Annotated in this window: 13 protein-coding genes; 3 read left to right on the top strand and 10 right to left on the bottom strand. The window is 35.5% G+C overall.

From position 1 onward, the window contains the following. Positions 1 to 18: 18 nt before the first annotated feature. From B0A65_RS13360 to B0A65_RS13400, 9 genes are all read right to left on the bottom strand, one after another. Entirely contained in the window at positions 19 to 2,289 is a 2,271-nt protein-coding gene (locus B0A65_RS13360) for a histidine kinase dimerization/phosphoacceptor domain -containing protein (protein WP_074663048.1), read from the bottom strand. A 55-nt stretch (positions 2,290 to 2,344) separates the two neighbouring features. Next, on the bottom strand, positions 2,345 to 3,007 hold the full coding sequence (locus tag B0A65_RS13365; RefSeq protein WP_074663046.1) for a YoaK family protein: 663 nt from the start codon (positions 3,005 to 3,007) through the stop codon (positions 2,345 to 2,347). A 7-nt stretch (positions 3,008 to 3,014) separates the two neighbouring features. Further along, positions 3,015 to 3,488 (bottom strand): Dps family protein, encoded by a 474-nt coding sequence (locus tag B0A65_RS13370; protein ID WP_074663043.1) that lies wholly within the window; start codon positions 3,486 to 3,488, stop codon positions 3,015 to 3,017. 1 nt (position 3,489) lies between these two features. After that, a complete protein-coding gene (locus tag B0A65_RS13375; RefSeq protein WP_074663040.1) occupies positions 3,490 to 3,918 on the bottom strand; it encodes a DoxX family protein in 429 nt (142 codons plus the stop codon). Positions 3,919 to 3,930: 12 nt separating this feature from the next. Further along, complete coding sequence (locus B0A65_RS13380; protein WP_074663037.1) at positions 3,931 to 5,817, bottom strand: amidohydrolase; 1,887 nt, start codon at positions 5,815 to 5,817, stop codon at positions 3,931 to 3,933. Between the two features lie 31 nt (positions 5,818 to 5,848). Next, complete coding sequence (locus tag B0A65_RS13385; protein ID WP_074663034.1) at positions 5,849 to 6,481, bottom strand: hydrolase; 633 nt, start codon at positions 6,479 to 6,481, stop codon at positions 5,849 to 5,851. Between the two features lie 11 nt (positions 6,482 to 6,492). After that, positions 6,493 to 6,816: a phosphoribosylpyrophosphate synthetase gene (locus tag B0A65_RS13390; protein WP_074663031.1), complete on the bottom strand. Its 324-nt coding sequence runs from the start codon at positions 6,814 to 6,816 to the stop codon at positions 6,493 to 6,495. Positions 6,817 to 6,885: 69 nt separating this feature from the next. Further along, a complete protein-coding gene (locus tag B0A65_RS13395; RefSeq protein WP_074663028.1) occupies positions 6,886 to 7,704 on the bottom strand; it encodes an alpha/beta fold hydrolase in 819 nt (272 codons plus the stop codon). 479 nt (positions 7,705 to 8,183) lie between these two features. Further along, on the bottom strand, positions 8,184 to 9,095 hold the full coding sequence (locus tag B0A65_RS13400; protein ID WP_074663025.1) for an alpha/beta fold hydrolase: 912 nt from the start codon (positions 9,093 to 9,095) through the stop codon (positions 8,184 to 8,186). 758 nt (positions 9,096 to 9,853) lie between these two features. Between B0A65_RS13400 and B0A65_RS13405 the strand changes: the two genes are divergently transcribed. Beyond that, positions 9,854 to 13,186, top strand: coding sequence for a SusC/RagA family TonB-linked outer membrane protein (locus tag B0A65_RS13405; protein WP_074663022.1), 3,333 nt, complete (start codon positions 9,854 to 9,856; stop codon positions 13,184 to 13,186). Between the two features lie 13 nt (positions 13,187 to 13,199). Continuing rightward, positions 13,200 to 14,828, top strand: a complete 1,629-nt coding sequence (locus B0A65_RS13410) for a SusD/RagB family nutrient-binding outer membrane lipoprotein (protein WP_074663020.1) — start codon at positions 13,200 to 13,202, stop codon at positions 14,826 to 14,828. 219 nt (positions 14,829 to 15,047) lie between these two features. Here the strand turns inward: B0A65_RS13410 and B0A65_RS13420 are convergent, their stop codons facing one another. Next, positions 15,048 to 16,136: a zinc-binding dehydrogenase gene (locus tag B0A65_RS13420; protein ID WP_074663014.1), complete on the bottom strand. Its 1,089-nt coding sequence runs from the start codon at positions 16,134 to 16,136 to the stop codon at positions 15,048 to 15,050. Between the two features lie 302 nt (positions 16,137 to 16,438). On the opposite strand from B0A65_RS13420, the gene B0A65_RS13425 reads away from it, so the two are divergent. Next, entirely contained in the window at positions 16,439 to 17,734 is a 1,296-nt protein-coding gene (locus B0A65_RS13425; protein ID WP_074663011.1) for a DUF5690 family protein, read from the top strand. Positions 17,735 to 17,741: the final 7 nt, after the last annotated feature.

Genomic DNA, 17,741 nt, shown 5'->3' on the forward strand with positions numbered 1-17,741 from the left:
TACCTATAGTTATATAATTTAAGAATTTTCAGTAGCTCCTTCAAATTCTGTATTTCTGGTAAATATAATTTTGATTTTTAGTCCGTTATCATTTTTCATCTCAAAAGTTCCGTCAATTTGGTCGCTTAATCCAATCATCAGATTCATACCAAGTGAATTCCTCTCTGTATCTTCAAAATTTTCTGGAACTCCCACACCATTATCGTCTATTATAAGCTGATATTTGTCTTTTTCTGTATTCTTAAGCGAAATAAGCACTTCACCTTTTCTGTCTAAAGGAAATGCATATTTAACTGCATTATTTATCGCCTCATTTATAATTAATCCCAGAGGAACTGCTTGAGCAACATCAAGATATACTTTTTCTGTGTCTAAAACAAAATTGATTTTTTGATCCGTATCAAAACATTCTCTCATGTAATTGATTAACTCATAAATATACCACGACATATCTATATTTGACAGATTATCAGACTGATATAATTTTTGATGAATGAGCGACATCGCGTGCATCCTGTGTTGGCTATTTTGTATGGCCATCAAGGCATCTTCATTATCTAAATAAGCCGATTGTGTATTTAATAAACTAATGACAATCTGAAGGTTATTTTTTACACGATGGTGAATTTCTTTTAAAAGCCATTCTTTCTCGATCAGCATTTTTTTGTTCAGTTCGTTTTGTTCATTAATTTGCTGGCGGTTGATTTCTAACGCTTCATTTTTCTTCTTTTTTAGCCTGAATCCGTTGTACAAAAGCACCAGAAAAAGAATCAAAACCACAACACTTCCTATAAAAACGTATTGAACAACCGTATCTTTTTGAATTTGAATTTGCTGAACTTTTGCTTGTTGCTTGAGCAAATCTATATTTTTGTCTTTTTTCTCGCTTTCATACTCAATCTGAAGACTGGTAATCTGTTTGCTTTTTTCTCCTTTATAAATAGTATCCAAAAGGTATTTGTAGAGCTGATAATGCTTAATCGCATCCAGGTACTTTCCTCTTGAAGAGTCTGCTTTAAACCTAATAAGATAACTGTCAGATAGCAATATAGGATTGTTCGAAGCTGTCGCGAGCGAATCCAGGCGTTTAAGTATTGGGTATAAAGCAGTATAGTTTTTTAACTGATAATGGTAACGGGCAAAACCCCTCAGAATCTGCATTCTGTGTTCGGCTTTTTTTTCAGCATTTTTACCATAATAAGCTACCAGTTTATTGTAATATACTGTGGCTTTTTCGTTATTATTTAGAAGTCTGTAAACACTAAGAAAAAAATAATTCTCTTTTATCTGCCTCTCCATACTAGACGAAGGAAAATTAACCTGCATTTCTTTTAAAAATTGTAGAGCCTCTTTTCCTTTGTTGCTTAAAATAAGCGACGAGCAAAGATTGTCGCCAATTACTCTGATATATTCTGTATCCTTATGCTTTTTGGCTACTTCCAAACCCTTGTTAAAATATTCCAGTGAACTATTTCTTTGTTGAAGGTTAAGGTACGCCATTCCAACATGATTGTAAATAGAACTGAGCTGTAGTGAATTATCACCAACTCTAAGGGCAGTTTTTTCTGCTAAGAGAGCATATTTCAATGATTCTAGAAAATTGCCTGTTTGGGTATAAGCTTCAGAAAGTAGATTATATACACCTTGCAAATGAGGAAATTTTATCGCTTTATACAGCGAAAGTGATTCTTTTAAAAGAATGATTCCTTTTTCCTGATTTTCCTGCATTAGATATAATTCACCCAGTTCCTTTATAACTTCTGCCTGTTTTTCTATGCTTCCAATTTTTTTTAAAATTGGTATTGCCATCTTTTTGTGTTTGATTCTCTCGTTAAGATTCGAACCATACATAGCCTCCTCCAAGTAAGCATTTGCCTGCAGTTCTATTAAATTATTTCGTAGCGCATAAGCAAGCGTTTGTTTTGCCTTTTCCAGACCATTTTCCATATCCCCTTTTTCACGACAAATTTTTGCATCAAGAAGCATTGCTTTGCCGGTTCCCGCTTTATAGGCTAAATAATCACTCAAAAATTTTGCCCGCTTGTTTGTATTTTCAGCCTTATCTAAATCTTCCTTAATTTCGCCGTCTTTATTTAAATAAAAGCCACTTAAAGTCAGCAATAATTCCACTTTATTCCGATCATTTTTCGCTACGGATATTTCATTGTTTAACTCCTGGGGACTTTTTTTTGGCTGTGCGTATACCTGCGTGTTAAACAGAAAAAATAAAAGTATTGCACAGGTAAAGTAAGTGTGATTTTTAAAGGCGTTTAAGGGATTATAATTCATTTTTTAAAGATAATATATTATCAGAAATCGGCAAATCAAGAACCCATCTTTATTGTTATTTTCGGTGGTATATATAGCATATTATCATTGCTGTCCCTGGCAAAATTAAAGTTCCTAATCCGAAAAATTTTCCGGCAACAGCACCTAAAAAGCAACCTACAAGGAATCCCATTATAGTAACTAATTGTTTTTTAAAACTTAACAGGATTTCAGGGTCTTTTACTCCATTTTTCAACAAGTTTCCTAAGTCAAGTGAAGCCTGAGTTACATTACCTGTCATCATGGTTGTTGGCCCGTGTGTTTCTTTGGCATACAATTTTCCAAAAGCATTTTGAAGACCCATAGCAAAAACGGTTGTCATTGCAACAGTGTAGGTTGTCCATTGCGAAATAATTTCGAAAAAGCCAAAAGTATAAACAGCAATTCCGCTTAAAACCAATATGAGACCTTCCCAAAATAAGATCGTATAACGATTTGTGGCTTTTAAAGCAATTCTTCCTCCCACAATGACGGCAAAGATAAAAACAGGAAAAGTCAATAATTTTACCCAGGCATGTAAGTCAGATCCTTTAATAATCTGATAAGCAAAGACAATAAAGTTGCCCGTAACGTGCGCCGAAAAAATAGAATCTGCGGCAACAAATGTCACGGTATCGCAATACCCTGCTATCATGGTGAGGAGCAGGGTTACGTACCAAATGTTTTTTTGTATTTCCATAATTTAATTATTTCAAGTGCGCGCGAAGCATCCAGGCCATTTTTTCATGATTTTCAAGAAGTCCCGTGATATAATCACTCGTTCCGGCATCGTGCAATTCAGCTGCAAAATTGTTGATGTTTTCACGCAAGTGAATTAAAATACTTTCATGGTCAGCCAGTAATTCTTTAATATAACCGGCGCTGTCATTTTTCTCTCTTGATTCTTCGGTAAGATGAGTTAGCGCCAAATATTCTTTTAGCGTTCCGGGTGCATAATGTCCTAACGTTCTAATTCTTTCTGCAACAGCATCGACAACTTCGTCAAGCGCTTCGTATTGCTGCTCAAAAAAGATATGTTTGTTGTAAAAATCCGGACCTTCAACATTCCAGTGCGCCTTTTTTGTTTTGGTATATAATACAAATTCGTCAGCCAGAACTTTAGTTAATACATCTACTACTTTTGTAATGCTTTCTTGTTTAATTCCGATGTTTGCTTTCATTTTAAGTTAGGTTTAATAGATAATAATCAAGTGAATATTTTCCGGCGCCAAGTGCCAGAATTAATAATAGGGATAAGGTGTACATATAAGGAACGTCGCGTACTTCGAGTGAATCTTTTCTGTGTACGACAAAATATCCTACAGCGGTAACACCAATTGTGGGCAACACGACTAGTCGGGTTCCGATACCTAAAATAATAAGAAACGGAACTACAGTATCTGAAAAAGTAGCCACTAATCCGTTTAGTTTTTCAGGTAAATGGAAAGGATTCGGAACATGTTCTCTTTGTCCGTTCTCCACTCTGAATTTTTTCATTCCATGCACTCTAAAAAGTTCTACAGCCAGCAAAACCCTGAAAATTAACAATGCAGCATTATTGAATGATGTTCCTAAATCAGAATAAAGGATTTGGTTTATAATTTCTATCATTTTATTTGAAATTTAAAATGCAAAACAAGAACAGCCAAGCGCTCCCCAAAATGCATTATAATTATTTATCGGAATGTTGCTCAATCGGGCAACATCATGACTATGTGCGTGAACATCGCAGCTTCCGCTACAGCTGTGTATTTGAGATGTTAAACCTGGTTTTGCCGTTTCTTTAGCCTTTTTTTCGATGGCATTCTGCAAATTACTTCTAACCGGATATCCATTGTAAATATTGGTTGGAGACCAGTCTGGTAAAATCGGAATATGTGGTGGCGAAAAGGAGGAGAAATCTCCATTGGCATACACAATTTTTCCATCGACAATTGTCAAATCAGATTCAATTTTTTTAATGTCTTCGTCGTCAATATTGAAATAATCACGATCTAAAACCACTAAATCGGCAAACATTCCGGTTTTGATATCTCCTTTTTTGGCTTGCTCCTGAGAGAACCATGCGCTACCTCTGGTGTATAATTCTAAAGCAGTTTCTCGACTTAATCTGCTTTCATTGTACAATTGCAAACCTCCAACTGTTTTTCCAACCGTCATCCAATACATAGAAACCCACGGATTGTAACTGCTTACTCTTGTAGCATCAGATCCACCTCCAACAGGAACTTCCATTTCAAGCATTTTTTTTATTGGTGGCGTATTTTCGGCTGCTTTTGCGCCATATCGATCTGTAAAATATTCTCCCTGATAGGCCATTCTGCTTTGTACAGCGATTCCACCACCAAGAATTTTAACACGCTCGATATTTCGCTCGTCAATTGTTTCGGCATGATCAAATATCCACGGAAGTCCGTTAAACGGAATGTCCTGATTTACTTTTTCAAATACATTCAGAAATCTCGTAATACTTTCATTATAGGTAGCATGAAGCCTGAACGGCCAGCGGTTTTCTACCAAAAGACGCACTACTTTTTCCAGATCCGCCTCCATGTTTTCAGGAAGATCAGGTCTTGGCTGCAAAAAATCTTCAAAATCAGCAGCAGAAAAAACGAGCATTTCACCGGCACCATTATGGCGGTACATATCATCTCCCTGATACAATTTTACAGTGTCAATCCAATCTTCAAAATCTTCAAATTCGTGTTTTGGTTTTTGAGTAAAAAGATTATAAGCAATTCTTACGGTAAGCTGTTTCTTTTCATTCAATTCATTGACTACTTTATAATCGTCGGGAAAATTCTGGAAACCTCCTCCGGCATCAATAACACTCGTAATGCCAAAACGGTTCAATTCTTTCATGAAATGACGGGTTGAATTGATTTGATGTTCGTACGAAAGTGTCGGTCCTTTTGCTAAAGTCGAATATAAAATCATCGCATTTGGCGTTGCAATAATAAGTCCGGTTGGTTCGCCGTTCGAATCACGTTCAATTTGTCCTCCCGGTGGCGCAGGCGTATTTTTGGTATAACCAACGGCTTTTAGTGCCGCTCTGTTCATAATCGCTCTGTCATACAAATGCAGAATAAAAACGGGAGTTTCCGGAGCAATGGCATTTATTTCTTCCAGAGTTGGCATTCTGCGTTCTGCAAATTGAAACTCAGACCAACCACCAACCACACGAACCCATTGCGGATTTGGTGTACGATCTACTTGCTCTTTTAGCATTCTTAGTGCATCTGCCAAAGAAGGAACGCCATCCCAGCGCAATTCTAAATTGTAATTCAATCCGCCACGGATAAGATGAATGTGCGAATCGTTAATTCCGGGCACAACTCTTCTGTTGTGAAGATCGATTATTTTGGTAGTTTCAGATGCAAATTCCATTACATTGCTATCATTTCCAACAGCAATAAACTTTCCGTCTTTGATTGCCACGGCAGTTATATTGGGAGTTTCAGTATTGAAACTATGAATTTTGCCATTGAATAAAATTAGATCTGCTTTCATAATTCAATTATTTATAGTTAAGCCTCAACAATTAGTGTTTTAACATATTGTGCGCATAATGAATTCCTAAACCATAAGAACCACCATATTTTTTCATCAGGTTTGTTACCGGAACATACGTTTCCTGACGTGCCCAATCTCTTTGAAGTTCTAATAAATACTGAATTGAAGTTATTGGTTTTGCACCAACTTGTATCATTCTTTGAATAGCACGTTCGTGCGCTTCTTTGCTTACATCTCCACAAGCATCTGTAATTACATAAACTTCATAACCTTCGTCAATTGCAGACAAGGCAGGACCAACGATACAAACACCTGTCCACAATCCTGCAAGAACTAATTTTTGTTTTTTTGTTCCCGTAATTGCTTTATAAGCGTTTTCATCTTCCCAGGTATTCATGGTGGTACGGTCAATATATCCTGAAGTTGCCATAGGATAAAATTCTTCAACTTCGGGAAAAACAGGTCCTGAAAAACTTTCTTCGGCTACCGTTGTAACAATGGTTGGCACATTAAAGATTTTTGATGCACCGCTAATAATTGCAACGTTAGTACGTAATTCACTTAACGGAATGCTTGTTGTGGCAAATGCCATTTGTCCTTCAAAGTCAATTAAGACTAAAGCGTGGTTATCTGGGGATAATAAATTTTTTGATGGTTTCATGATGTTATTTTTTAGTGAGTTGATAATTTTTTAATCATTTCGGCAGAAACAGCGTCTGCATAGATGCCAAAAGCGCTTGTTAAAACACCTTTTATATTATAAATTTCAGATTGTATGCCGTACACTATATCTTCGTCTCCGGGATCTGTATCGCCTTCAAAGCGAAATAGATATTTGATTTTGAATTCTTCAGGAGACATGGTTTGTGAATTGTTATTGTAGCGAATACAATTTTCGTCAAGATTAAAATTTTCTGTAAAACCCTGCTGATTAAGCCATTGTAATGCTTCAGTAACCGTGTCAAAAGAAGGTTGTTGTGCGGAATTCGAATTCATAATTGAAGAATTAAACTGCCTTTAAAAGCGGACTATTTCAGGCAGTTTTGATTGATATTAGTAACGTACTTATGATTTAATAAAAGCCAGAATATCGTTGTTGATTGTCTCAGCTTCTGTAGTTGGCATACCATGAGGAAATCCCGGATACGAAATTAATTTTCCGTTTTTCAAAAGTGCTGCAGCTCTTGGTGCCTGAGCATAAGGTACAATTTGATCATCTTCGCCGTGTAATACAAGTACCGGAATATCTAAACTCTTAAGATCTTCTGTAAAATCTGATTCAGAGAAAGCTTTTATTCCTTCATAATGTGCTAAAACGGATCCCATCATTCCCTGACGCCACCAATTGTGTTTAATACCTTCCTGAACGGTTTGTCCTTCGCGGTTCCATCCGTAAAAAGGAATAGGGAAATCATAAAAATACTGCGCTCTGCTAAATCCTGTACCTTGTCTTATTTCATCAAAAACAGATAATGGCACACCTTCAGGATTTGCATCATTTTTAATCATTATTGGCGTTACAGCACTAATTATGATCGCTTTTGCAACACGTTCTTTTCCGTATTTTGCTGCATAGCGTATTACTTCACCACCTCCGGTTGAGTGACCTACGTGAATAGCATTTTTTAGATCAAGAGCCGCTGTCAATTCAGCTACATCTGATGCATATGTTTCCATATTGTTTCCTTCAGCACTTTGACCAGAACGACCGTGTCCACGTCGATCATGTGCAATAACTCTGTATCCTTGTTTTAGGAAAAACATCATTTGTGCATCCCAGTCATCACCAGATAAAGGCCATCCGTGGTGAAAAACAATTGGTTGCCCGTTTCCCCAATCTTTGTAATAAATTTCTGTTCCGTCTTTTACTGTAAATGTGCTCATTTTTTTATGGTTTTAGATTATTGAATTTTAGATATAATTTTTCAATTTTAAATTAAATCTGTCTTTTTGTATGTTATTTTGTTAAATGTTTAAATTTTCATTTGCTACAGTACAAACTTATAATAGAAAGTGCGGTGCTTCGATTAATCTAGATTAAGAAATAAAAATTTTGCACTGGCTTATTAAATTTTAAAAAGAAAATAAATAGCTAAACAGTATTCAAATAACATGCCTTAAGGGTTAAGTTGTTGATTTGTAAAGATTTGCTATTTTTTGGATTGTTTTTAATTTACGCTATTTCGTTAATTTATTAACGGAATAATTGTAATGAAAGAATTAGTACTGCTTATTTACTTAAAAAGCAATACATTCAATTTCAATTGAAGCATTTTAGTAGAGAAACTATTTGAATTGTATTTGAAGTTGCTAATTAAATAAAAGGCCTGCCTTTAAAAGGCAAACCTCTTATTGTGTTTTTATTATTTTTTAATAAAATTCAATAGCTCCGTATTAAATTTTGTTAACTCTTCAATAAATAAGGCATGTCCGCTTTTTTCTAAAGGAATTAATGTTGAGTTTTTAATGTTCGCATGCATTTGTTCCGCTAATTCATAAGAACAGATTTTATCTAATTTGCCATGAAGAATCAAGGTTGGAACATTGATCTTTTTTAAATCTTCGCGTAAGTCAGTATCTCTTAATGCTTTTAAACATTCGGCTGTAGCGTAAAAAGACGATTGTCCTTGAATTGCACCTAACCAATTTCCTAATCCGGGAGATACACTGGTTTCATTTGCAGGGAATATTTTTCCGAAATTATCGAATAATTGAGGTCTGTTGGTATTATTTAATTCAATAAGACCATTCACATCTTCTTTAGTCCAAAACCCAAAGTTAAAGTCCGCTCTTTTAGTCCAAATTGGTGCTGCGGCTCCAAATAAAGCCAATTTTGAGATGTGTGCTGCATTGTATTTTGCTGTATAATGTATAACGATTCCGCCACCCATTGAAAAACCGCCTAATGTGGCATTTTCGATTTTTAGTTTGTCGAGAACTACTTTAATATCATCTGCAAAAACATCATAATCGTACTTTCCGGCCGGTTTATCAGACAATCCGTATCCACGTAGCGTAATTCCAATTACACGATATCCCTGTTCAATAAAAAAAGCATATTGATATTGGTACATGGCATCACTTAATGGCCAGCCTTGAATAAGTACAATTGGCTGTCCCGTTCCAAGATCAGTTACATGAAGGCGAACATTCTTTTCGACCTCAATATATTCTTCTCTTCCTAAAGCTGCGGGAGTTCTCTTTGTCTGCGAAAATCCCTGAGTACCCGGTAGGAATACTATAATCAGTCCGATTGTTAAAAGTAATTTTTTCATTTGTTAAAAATTTAAAGGGTTATTAATTGTTTGTTAGGGATTATATTAATCGTGCCAGTTACTATCCAAAGAATATACCTTAGTGCTTAACGCGTTTGTTTACGGATGTTTAGGTGCTATGTAATGATTTTTAATTTTACGGTATTTCGTAAATTTATTGCTGCGCTAATTGATCTGCTCAACGTGTAGTGATTTATATACACCCTAATTTTGAGTGTCTTTTTTGAAGTTTAGATCTGTGTGTTAAATCATTCTAATCAATAAAGGTGATATAAGGCTTGAGTTCTTCCATTCACAAGAAGTATTTTATTTCAAATCCTGCAACTACAAATATCCAAAATGTTACTATTTGTAAACTTTTACAAAATTGTCTTTTTTGTCTTCTTGCTAAATATTTTCCGTGAAAACCATTGTAGTCTAATTCATTTGTACTCTCCCTTAACAATTTACTTACCTAAGATTAATGCCATGTTAAGAATTTCTTAAAATACAAAAGTTTACTAATGATAAAAATTAAACCATTTTTGCATCGATTAATTTACTAATACTAATAATTTAATTCAGGGTTGAAAAAATAAGCATTTAGAAAGCGGCGAGGGTTGAATTCATAAAAAGCGCTTTTTAAATCTGTTTTGATAAAATGGGTTTCATCTTGATCAGGTAAAATGTTTTATCCCTTGTTTCACATTTTTTGTAAATAATAAATTAATACTGATACCCCACTTAAAAAGCAAAATGAATTTAAAAAAAGAAAAAAAATGAGTTTAAAAAAGTTAGGAAAAGGGCTATTGTTGTTTTTCGTATTGGGATGTAATACGGTCTTTGCGCAAACCTTGTTCAAAGGGCAGGTTACAGATGAGCTCAATCAGCCAATGCTACAAGTAAGTATTCAGGTTGTAGGCTCTGGTAATAGTGTTGTCACTGATTTGGATGGGAAATTCTCCATACAAGCCAATAGCGGCCAATCACTTTTATTTAAATTTTTGGGATATAAGTCTCAAAAAGTCCTGCTGACAAATCAGCTTGAATTAGCTATTAACATGGCACCTGAACAGGAAATGTTAACAGAAGTAGTAGTAACGGCTCTTGGAGTTAAAAAAGAAGTGAAAAAATTAGGGTATTCTCAATCACAGATTAAAGGAGAGGATCTTACTTTAGGTCGTGATGCTAACCCTATTAATTCGTTAGCAGGAAAAGTTGCGGGACTGCAAATTGGTGCAAGCTCAGAGTTTTATGGCGCGCCAACAGTGGTGTTGCGTGGTAGTAAAGATGTTTTGTATGTTGTAGACGGTCAACCTGTAAATTCAGATTCGTATAATTTTAATGCGGATGACGTTGAAACCTATACAGTACTTAAAGGTCCAAATGCCGCCGCATTGTATGGCTCAAGAGGAATTAACGGGGCAATTGTAATCACCACAAAAAAGGGTACAAAAACTAGTGGTGGCTGGCAGATCGATTTTAATAGTACAACGGAGTTGGATAAAGGATTTATTGTATTGCCAGAAAGTCAGACAGAATATGGTCGAGGCAGTAATTATCAATATACCTACGGGAATGTGTTGTATGACAATAAACAACGTTTGCCGGAATGGGGACCACGTTTTAATAGTGGTTTTGAAACGCAACAATACGATAGCCCTTATGATCCGGCAACAGGAATTAGACAAAAAACACCCTGGTTGAATCGTGGAGCTGATAACTTTAACAAGTTTGTACAGAACGGTTACGTAAGTACCAACAGCATTGGACTTTCGGCAAGTGGTGAAAAGTACAATCTTCGTGCATCATACGGACATACCTACCAAAAGGGGATTTTTCCAAATACGAAATTAGATATAGATAACTTTAAAATTAATTGGGGGTATAATATCAACGATAAATTGCGAGTTGAGGCAGATTTGAATTTAAACCTACAATATTCTCCAAATGTACCTGACGTACAATATAGCCCTAACAGTTATGTGTATATGTTTAAAGTTTACGGCTCGGCAGATTATGATATTAATGATTTAAAGGATTACTATAAAGGACCGCAAGGTGTTCCCGGATTGACTCAATATGCGCCAGAATACGGAAGGCTGAACAATGCCTGGTTTATGGCCAATGAATGGTTAAAAGGAAGACAGAAAACAGATGTTTACGGGTCTTTGAAAGCTATTTATAAATTTAATAATGATTTTGATTTGTCGTTGAGACAATCTATAAACACGTACAATCAGCTTAATACAGAAGATGTTCCGGCTTCGGCCAATTTAAATTTGTATTTGCCATGGTATAGTTTTGGCTGGTACGGGGATTATAGGAGAGATCAAAGAAATTTAATGGAGAACAACACCGATTTAATTTTAAACTATAAACATAAGTTTGGTGACTGGGATATTAGTGCTTTAGTTGGAGCAAACCAACGTTCTTTTACTTATGATTCTTCATGGGAAACCACTCAGGGTTTATCGCTTCCGGGAGTTTATAATATGAATAATTCAGCAGCTAAACCGTATAGTTATAATTTCGGTTCTAAAATGCAGGTGTATAGTGGTTTTTATTCGTTCGATATTGGATATAAAAATTATTTCAATATTAATACTACTAGCCGTGTAGATAAACTATCCACTTTACCAAAGGGTAAAGACACGTATTTTTATCCTTCAGTAGCGATAAGTTCTGCGATTTCAGACTATGTTAAATTACCAGAGGTTATTTCATTCCTAAAAGTACGTGCTTCGTACGCCGATGTTAAAGGTGGTTTGACCGCTACAACAATTGGTACTTCTTATAATGCTTTAAATTCTACAGCATTAGGTACAGGTTGGAACAGCAAACCTGTATTTGGATTACTTGGTTACGGAACAGAGAATTATACACCTTACAACGGTCCGACTTATGTGAATGAATCGCCAGTGGCTTCAGGAACTTTTTATAACGGAACGCCATCAATTACGTTATCAAACACTATTGCTAACGAAAATATAAAACCATTTAACGTAGAGTCAATTGAGGCAGGATTTGATGTGAAATTTTTCTCTAATCGATTGGGCTTAAATGCTACTTATTTTACAACAACCAATGGTCCTAATATTTTTCAATTACCGGTTTCGACTGCAACTGCCTCAAACAATCAATTGATTAACGGAGTAACTACGCTTAAAAAAGGTATAGAACTTGAATTAATGGGATCAGTCTTGAGAAATCCAGCAGGCTTAAATTGGGATGTTAATTTAAATTACTCTTCTTATAAAGAAACACTTAAAGAAATTTATGGCGATCAGCAGTATTTACAACAAAACGGCCACAACTTTGTAGTTGGAGACAGGCTTGACGCTATTTACGGAACCAAATTCGTAAGAGACGGAAGTGGTAATATTGTCAACGGAAGTGGTGGATTGCCTTTGCAATCGCCTGGAGGTATTGCCAATAATGGCTTTTTGGGACATGCAAATCCAGACTTTTCTTTTGGTATAACCAATACTTTCAAATATAAAGGATACAGTTTAAGCTTTCAATTTGATGGTCGTATAGGTGGTAAAATGTATGATTTCGTTTATTATCATGCAATGAATGGTGGTACAGATTTAGAAACTGCTACTGGTGATTTTGGTGCGGCCCGTTTAGCAGAGTGGAACAGTACTGCCAATGGTACAAAAGCGGCAACACCTTCCTATGTTGGTCCAGGAGTTAAAATTACATCAGGTACACCTCACTTTAGCAATGGACAAATTGATAATTTAAATGATTTAACTTTTGCTCAGAATGATTTACCAGTCTCTGTACAAAGTTATATTTCAAGTGGTATCGGTGCTAATGCTGATGAATATTATATGATTAGCCGTTCTTATGCAAAACTTAGAGAAGTTTCTTTTGGATATAGTTTGCCGGCAAAATTCCTGGCTCGTTCCTTCATCAAAAAAGCAACTTTTTCTTTGGTAGGCCGAAACTTACTGTATTTCGCCGCGCGCAAAGATATCGATTTGGATCAATTCGCATCAGGTTATAATGCTTCTGACAGAGCTTTGGTTGGAGGTAGCGCAGGAAGCGACCTTTCTAGTCCAACTGTTCGTCGTTATGGTTTCAATATTAATTTAACTTTTTAATCTTTCTATTTCCATGAAATTAAGAAATATAATTTTCAGCTTATTAAGCATCAGTTGTTTAGGTTTTTTCTCTTGCCAGGAAGGTGATTTGGTTGATAACCCTAACGTAGCAAATGCAGATGCAATTATTCCAAGAACTTTGCTGTTGAATCACTTAACAGCTACAATGATACGTACTGATGAGCAACCCTGGGCTTTGTCTGCTGGTGGTGCACAGTATAATATATCTAATTATCAATATTACAGATTTAATAATAACTACAATTATGGTAATACCAGCGATAGTTATGATATTCTAAAATATGCCTTAAGCTTAGAAACACAAGCTGTTAAACAATCCGGTAATAACACCAATGTTTACTTTGCGTTGTCACAATTTTTTAAAGCGTATTCAGGTATTTGGTTGACACAAAGAGTAGGGGATATTCCATTTTCGCAAGCAGGAGATTCTAAGAACTTAACGCCGGCTTATGACAATCAGAAAGAGGTTTATAAAAGTTCGCTGCTTATGCTGGACAATGCTAATACATTATTGAAAAACTTAATCGCAGCAACACCAACGTTAGCTTCTACAAAAGTAGATGCAGGCGGTGATATTTTTAACTTTAGCTATTTGCAGTGGCAAAAATTAATTAATACTTATACTTTACGTGTTTTAGTTAGTTTAAGTAAAAGAGCGCAGGACAATGCAGACTTGCAAGTCGTTCAAAAGTTTGCCAATATCATCAACAATCCGGCGCAATACCCAATAATGGCTGGAAATGCTGATAATATGGTTTATGTTTATAATGCCGTAAACCGTTATCCTATTTATTCTTTGCAATTAAATGCATATAATAATTTCTCAAACCCTGGTGCTACGTACTTAAACATAGGGTCACAAACACAGGATCCAAGAATTCTTGTTACGTCGACTCCGGCACCTGCTCAGGTAACAGGAGGAAAAGCGGTTAGTGATTTTTCTGCTTTCGTAGGTTCTGATCCCAATTTATCGCAGGCAAGTTTGCTAACCAATTCGGATAATGGTATGTACTCTTTTGCTAACTATAATCGTTATTATGTTTCTCAAACCGGAGCAAGTGCGGAGCCTTTTATCTTTATAGGTTATTCTGAGATGTGCTTTAATATTGCTGAGGCAATTAACAGAGGCTGGATAACAGGGCAAAATGCTAAAGATTGGTACCTAAAAGGAATTAATGCTTCACTGGCAACTTATAGTTTAACGGAAGGGCAAGCTGTTAGTATCAATTTCCCAATTAGTTCTTCTAATGTTAAAGTGAATCCTAAAGGTCTAAAGCAAGGAGATGTTTGGGGAACCGCTACTGTTAATATTGCTCAATTCCTGACAAATGTGGCTTATGCAGGCGATAATGCAACAGGTTTAAATCAAATCTTAACGCAAAAATACATGGCGATGTTTAACAATTCCGGATGGGAAGCTTTCTATAACTATCGTCGTACAGGAGTACCGGCATTGTTAAGCGGAGGTGCTGGAATTGGTACCGCAAATGGTGTTTTGCCACGCAGATGGATGTATATGGCAACAGAGTCTGCATACAATCCACAAAACTATCAAAAAGCAATACAAGATCAATTTGGAGGAACAGATGATCCATTAAAGGATGCCTGGTTGACAAAATAAAGATTTTAAATTCAAAATCTTGAAATTCCAATTTTTTGAAATTCCAAATTCCAAATCGCAATATTTTGTAATTTTAGTATAATAGAAAAAGCCAGAATCTAAATTGATTCTGGCTTTTTTATTGAAACATGAAACATGAAACATAAAACATGAAACATGAAACATAAAACATTTGTAATTCAGGATTTGGAATTTCAAAAAATTGGAATTTTTAAAATTTTATTGTCGAATCCCAACTCTATAATGTTCTCCTGATTTGGCAGATTCAAAAGCTTCCGGTAGTTCTTCTAGCAGAAATTCTTTTCCAACGAGTTCTTCAAAAGGATATTTTGAATGATTTTTAGCAATAAAATCAACAGCAAAACCCAGATCGTTTGGTGTGTAATTGTGAAGACCTTTTATAGTGATGAGGTTTCGCACAATCATTTCGGCATTTATTTTTGTATCAGGTTGATTAAAAACGGCTCCAATCCAGACTGCGATACCACCAATATTAAGGGTTTCGATTCCCAGCTCCATTACAGCAGGAATCCCCGTTGTATCGATAATGACATCAATTTTTTCTTTTGGATAAAGTTTTCTAATTTCATCAGCAGATAAATTAGCATCAACCAACTTATTCGCACCAAATTTTTTAGCATATACCAAACGTTCCGGATTAATATCCATGGCAAATACATTTTTAGCGCCGCTTTCCCTGGCCATTGCACAGGCCGAAAGTCCTAACATACCAGTTCCGGTAATCATTACATTTTTGTTTTCAAGATAACCCGCTACGCGCAACGCTCCTGCAATTGTAGCATGCGTGCAATTTATCGGGGCTGCCTGCTTATAACTTAAAAAATCAGGTAGTTTAAAAATGGCAGTTCCTTTTTTCAATACACAATGCGTAGCAAATCCGCCATTCAGTCCGCCATTTAATCCATCATCGGGCTTAAATTGGTGATGCCCGTATTTGTAGAGACCTTCAGATTTTTGAGGTATTCCTTTTTTAGCCATTTCACTCGTCTTGTCAAAAGCATACACGCACCAGGTAACCAGATCTCCAACACTTAAGAGGTGACCATTAAAATCGCAGTTTATTTTTTTTCCTTTGGCTATAATTTCTCCAATAATTTCATGTCCTAAAACACAAGGACAAGCTAGAGATCTCTTTCCTGTAAACGTATGAATATCGCTGGTGCATATCGTTGTATAAAGAATACGAACGAGTACTTCGTTATGGTCTATTTCGTTTAAAATTACTTGTTGGTTTTCGAATGGCTGGCCTACTTCAGAAAAAACCATTGCCGTTGCTTTGATTGTCATTATGATTTAATTTGTTTACTATTTGTAATATTTTGTTTAAAAAAAATACTCAGAATAAAAATGTTGCTGAATATTTATTTGTTTTTCCCTTAGACCCGGTTATTCTCTTTGTTGTGGCTAAGTGTGTAATTGGTAAATCGTTGTTAACCATAGGTTTTATTGTGCTTTTCAAAAATACTATCTTTTTTATTTTTACGAAACAATATTTACTATTTGTAAACTTTAATAACTATTATTTTACATTTAGATAATATTTATGTTTGATTAGAGGTTTACTTTTGCTAAAAATTAATATCATTAGCATGTTTCAAAAAAGCAAAAAATTTACAAATAGTAAAAAAATATCTACCTTTGCAATTGTGGTTGCAGTGTTTGTATGTTACACTGGAATGTATGCGGTGCGCAAATCATTTTTGGCAGGTCAATACCTTTCGCTTGCTTTTGGCTACGGGCTAGATGCTAAAACAATACTAGTACTAAGTCAGGTTTTGGGTTATATGGTTTCAAAATTTATAGGAATAAAAATTATTTCTGAAATGCCGAAGTCAAAAAGAGCAAAATGGCTAATTGCCTTTATTTCTTTTGGTTTATTGATGTTGGGCTTGTTTGCTATTGTTCCGGGAAAATGGAAAATACTGGCATTGTTTTTAAATGGCTTGCCTCTGGGAATGGTGTTCGGTATCGTCTTTTCTTATATTGAAGGAAGAAAAAATACCGAAATGTTAGCGGCTGCACTAAGTGCCACATTTATATTCTCAACCGGACTGGTAAAAACGGTCGGATTGCTGCTTATGAGAGACTTTAATGCAGATGAATATACGATGCCATTTTATACAGGTTTGTTGTTTTTTCCTTTATTCCTTTTGTCCGTTTGGATTCTTAATAAAAACCAGGATCCGGATGAAAGCGACATCAAGGCAAGATCAGAGCGAGTACCTATGTATAGTGAGCAACGCAAAAAATTTATTAGAGATAATGGAGTAGGCTATTTTGCTTTGGTCGGTATTTATGTCATTCTTACTATTGTTAGGGATTTTAGGGACAATTTTATGGTGGAGTTTTGGGCAGAGAAAGGATATTCGGGATCTCCGCAAATTGTGACCCTTACAGAAATTCCGGTGGCTGTAATTGTTCTTGCTATAGCGGCAGCGGGTGTGTTGATCCGAAATAATAAAAAGGCTTTTAGTGTAGGTATGTATCTTACTGCTGGCGGAGCAATTGTAATTATGCTTTTTACCTTGTTGTTTAAAGAAGGACTTATATCTCCTGTCATTTGGATGATTACGACCGGAATAGGAGTTTATCTTCCTTACATATTATTTCATTGCCTTGTCTTTGAAAGATTAGTTGCGGTAATGAAGTTTAAAGGTAACGTTGGTTTCTTATTTTATATCGCTGATGCTATGGGGTATTTGGGTAGTGTTATTGTGCTTTTGCTTAAAGAAGTAATAGGTTTTAAGCAAACCTGGAGTCATTTTTTTATATGGCTAAATCTGGAATCGGCAGCATTATTATTACTGCTCGCAATAGGTTCTTTATGGTATTTTAACAAGCGGGTTCATGAAAAAAGCAAGAAACAGGTAGTTGCTTTTCCTTAAACATAAA

Origin of the sequence: Flavobacterium frigidimaris, assembly GCF_002217275.1 — a bacterium.
Taxonomy (GTDB): Bacteria; Bacteroidota; Bacteroidia; order Flavobacteriales; family Flavobacteriaceae; genus Flavobacterium; species Flavobacterium aquidurense.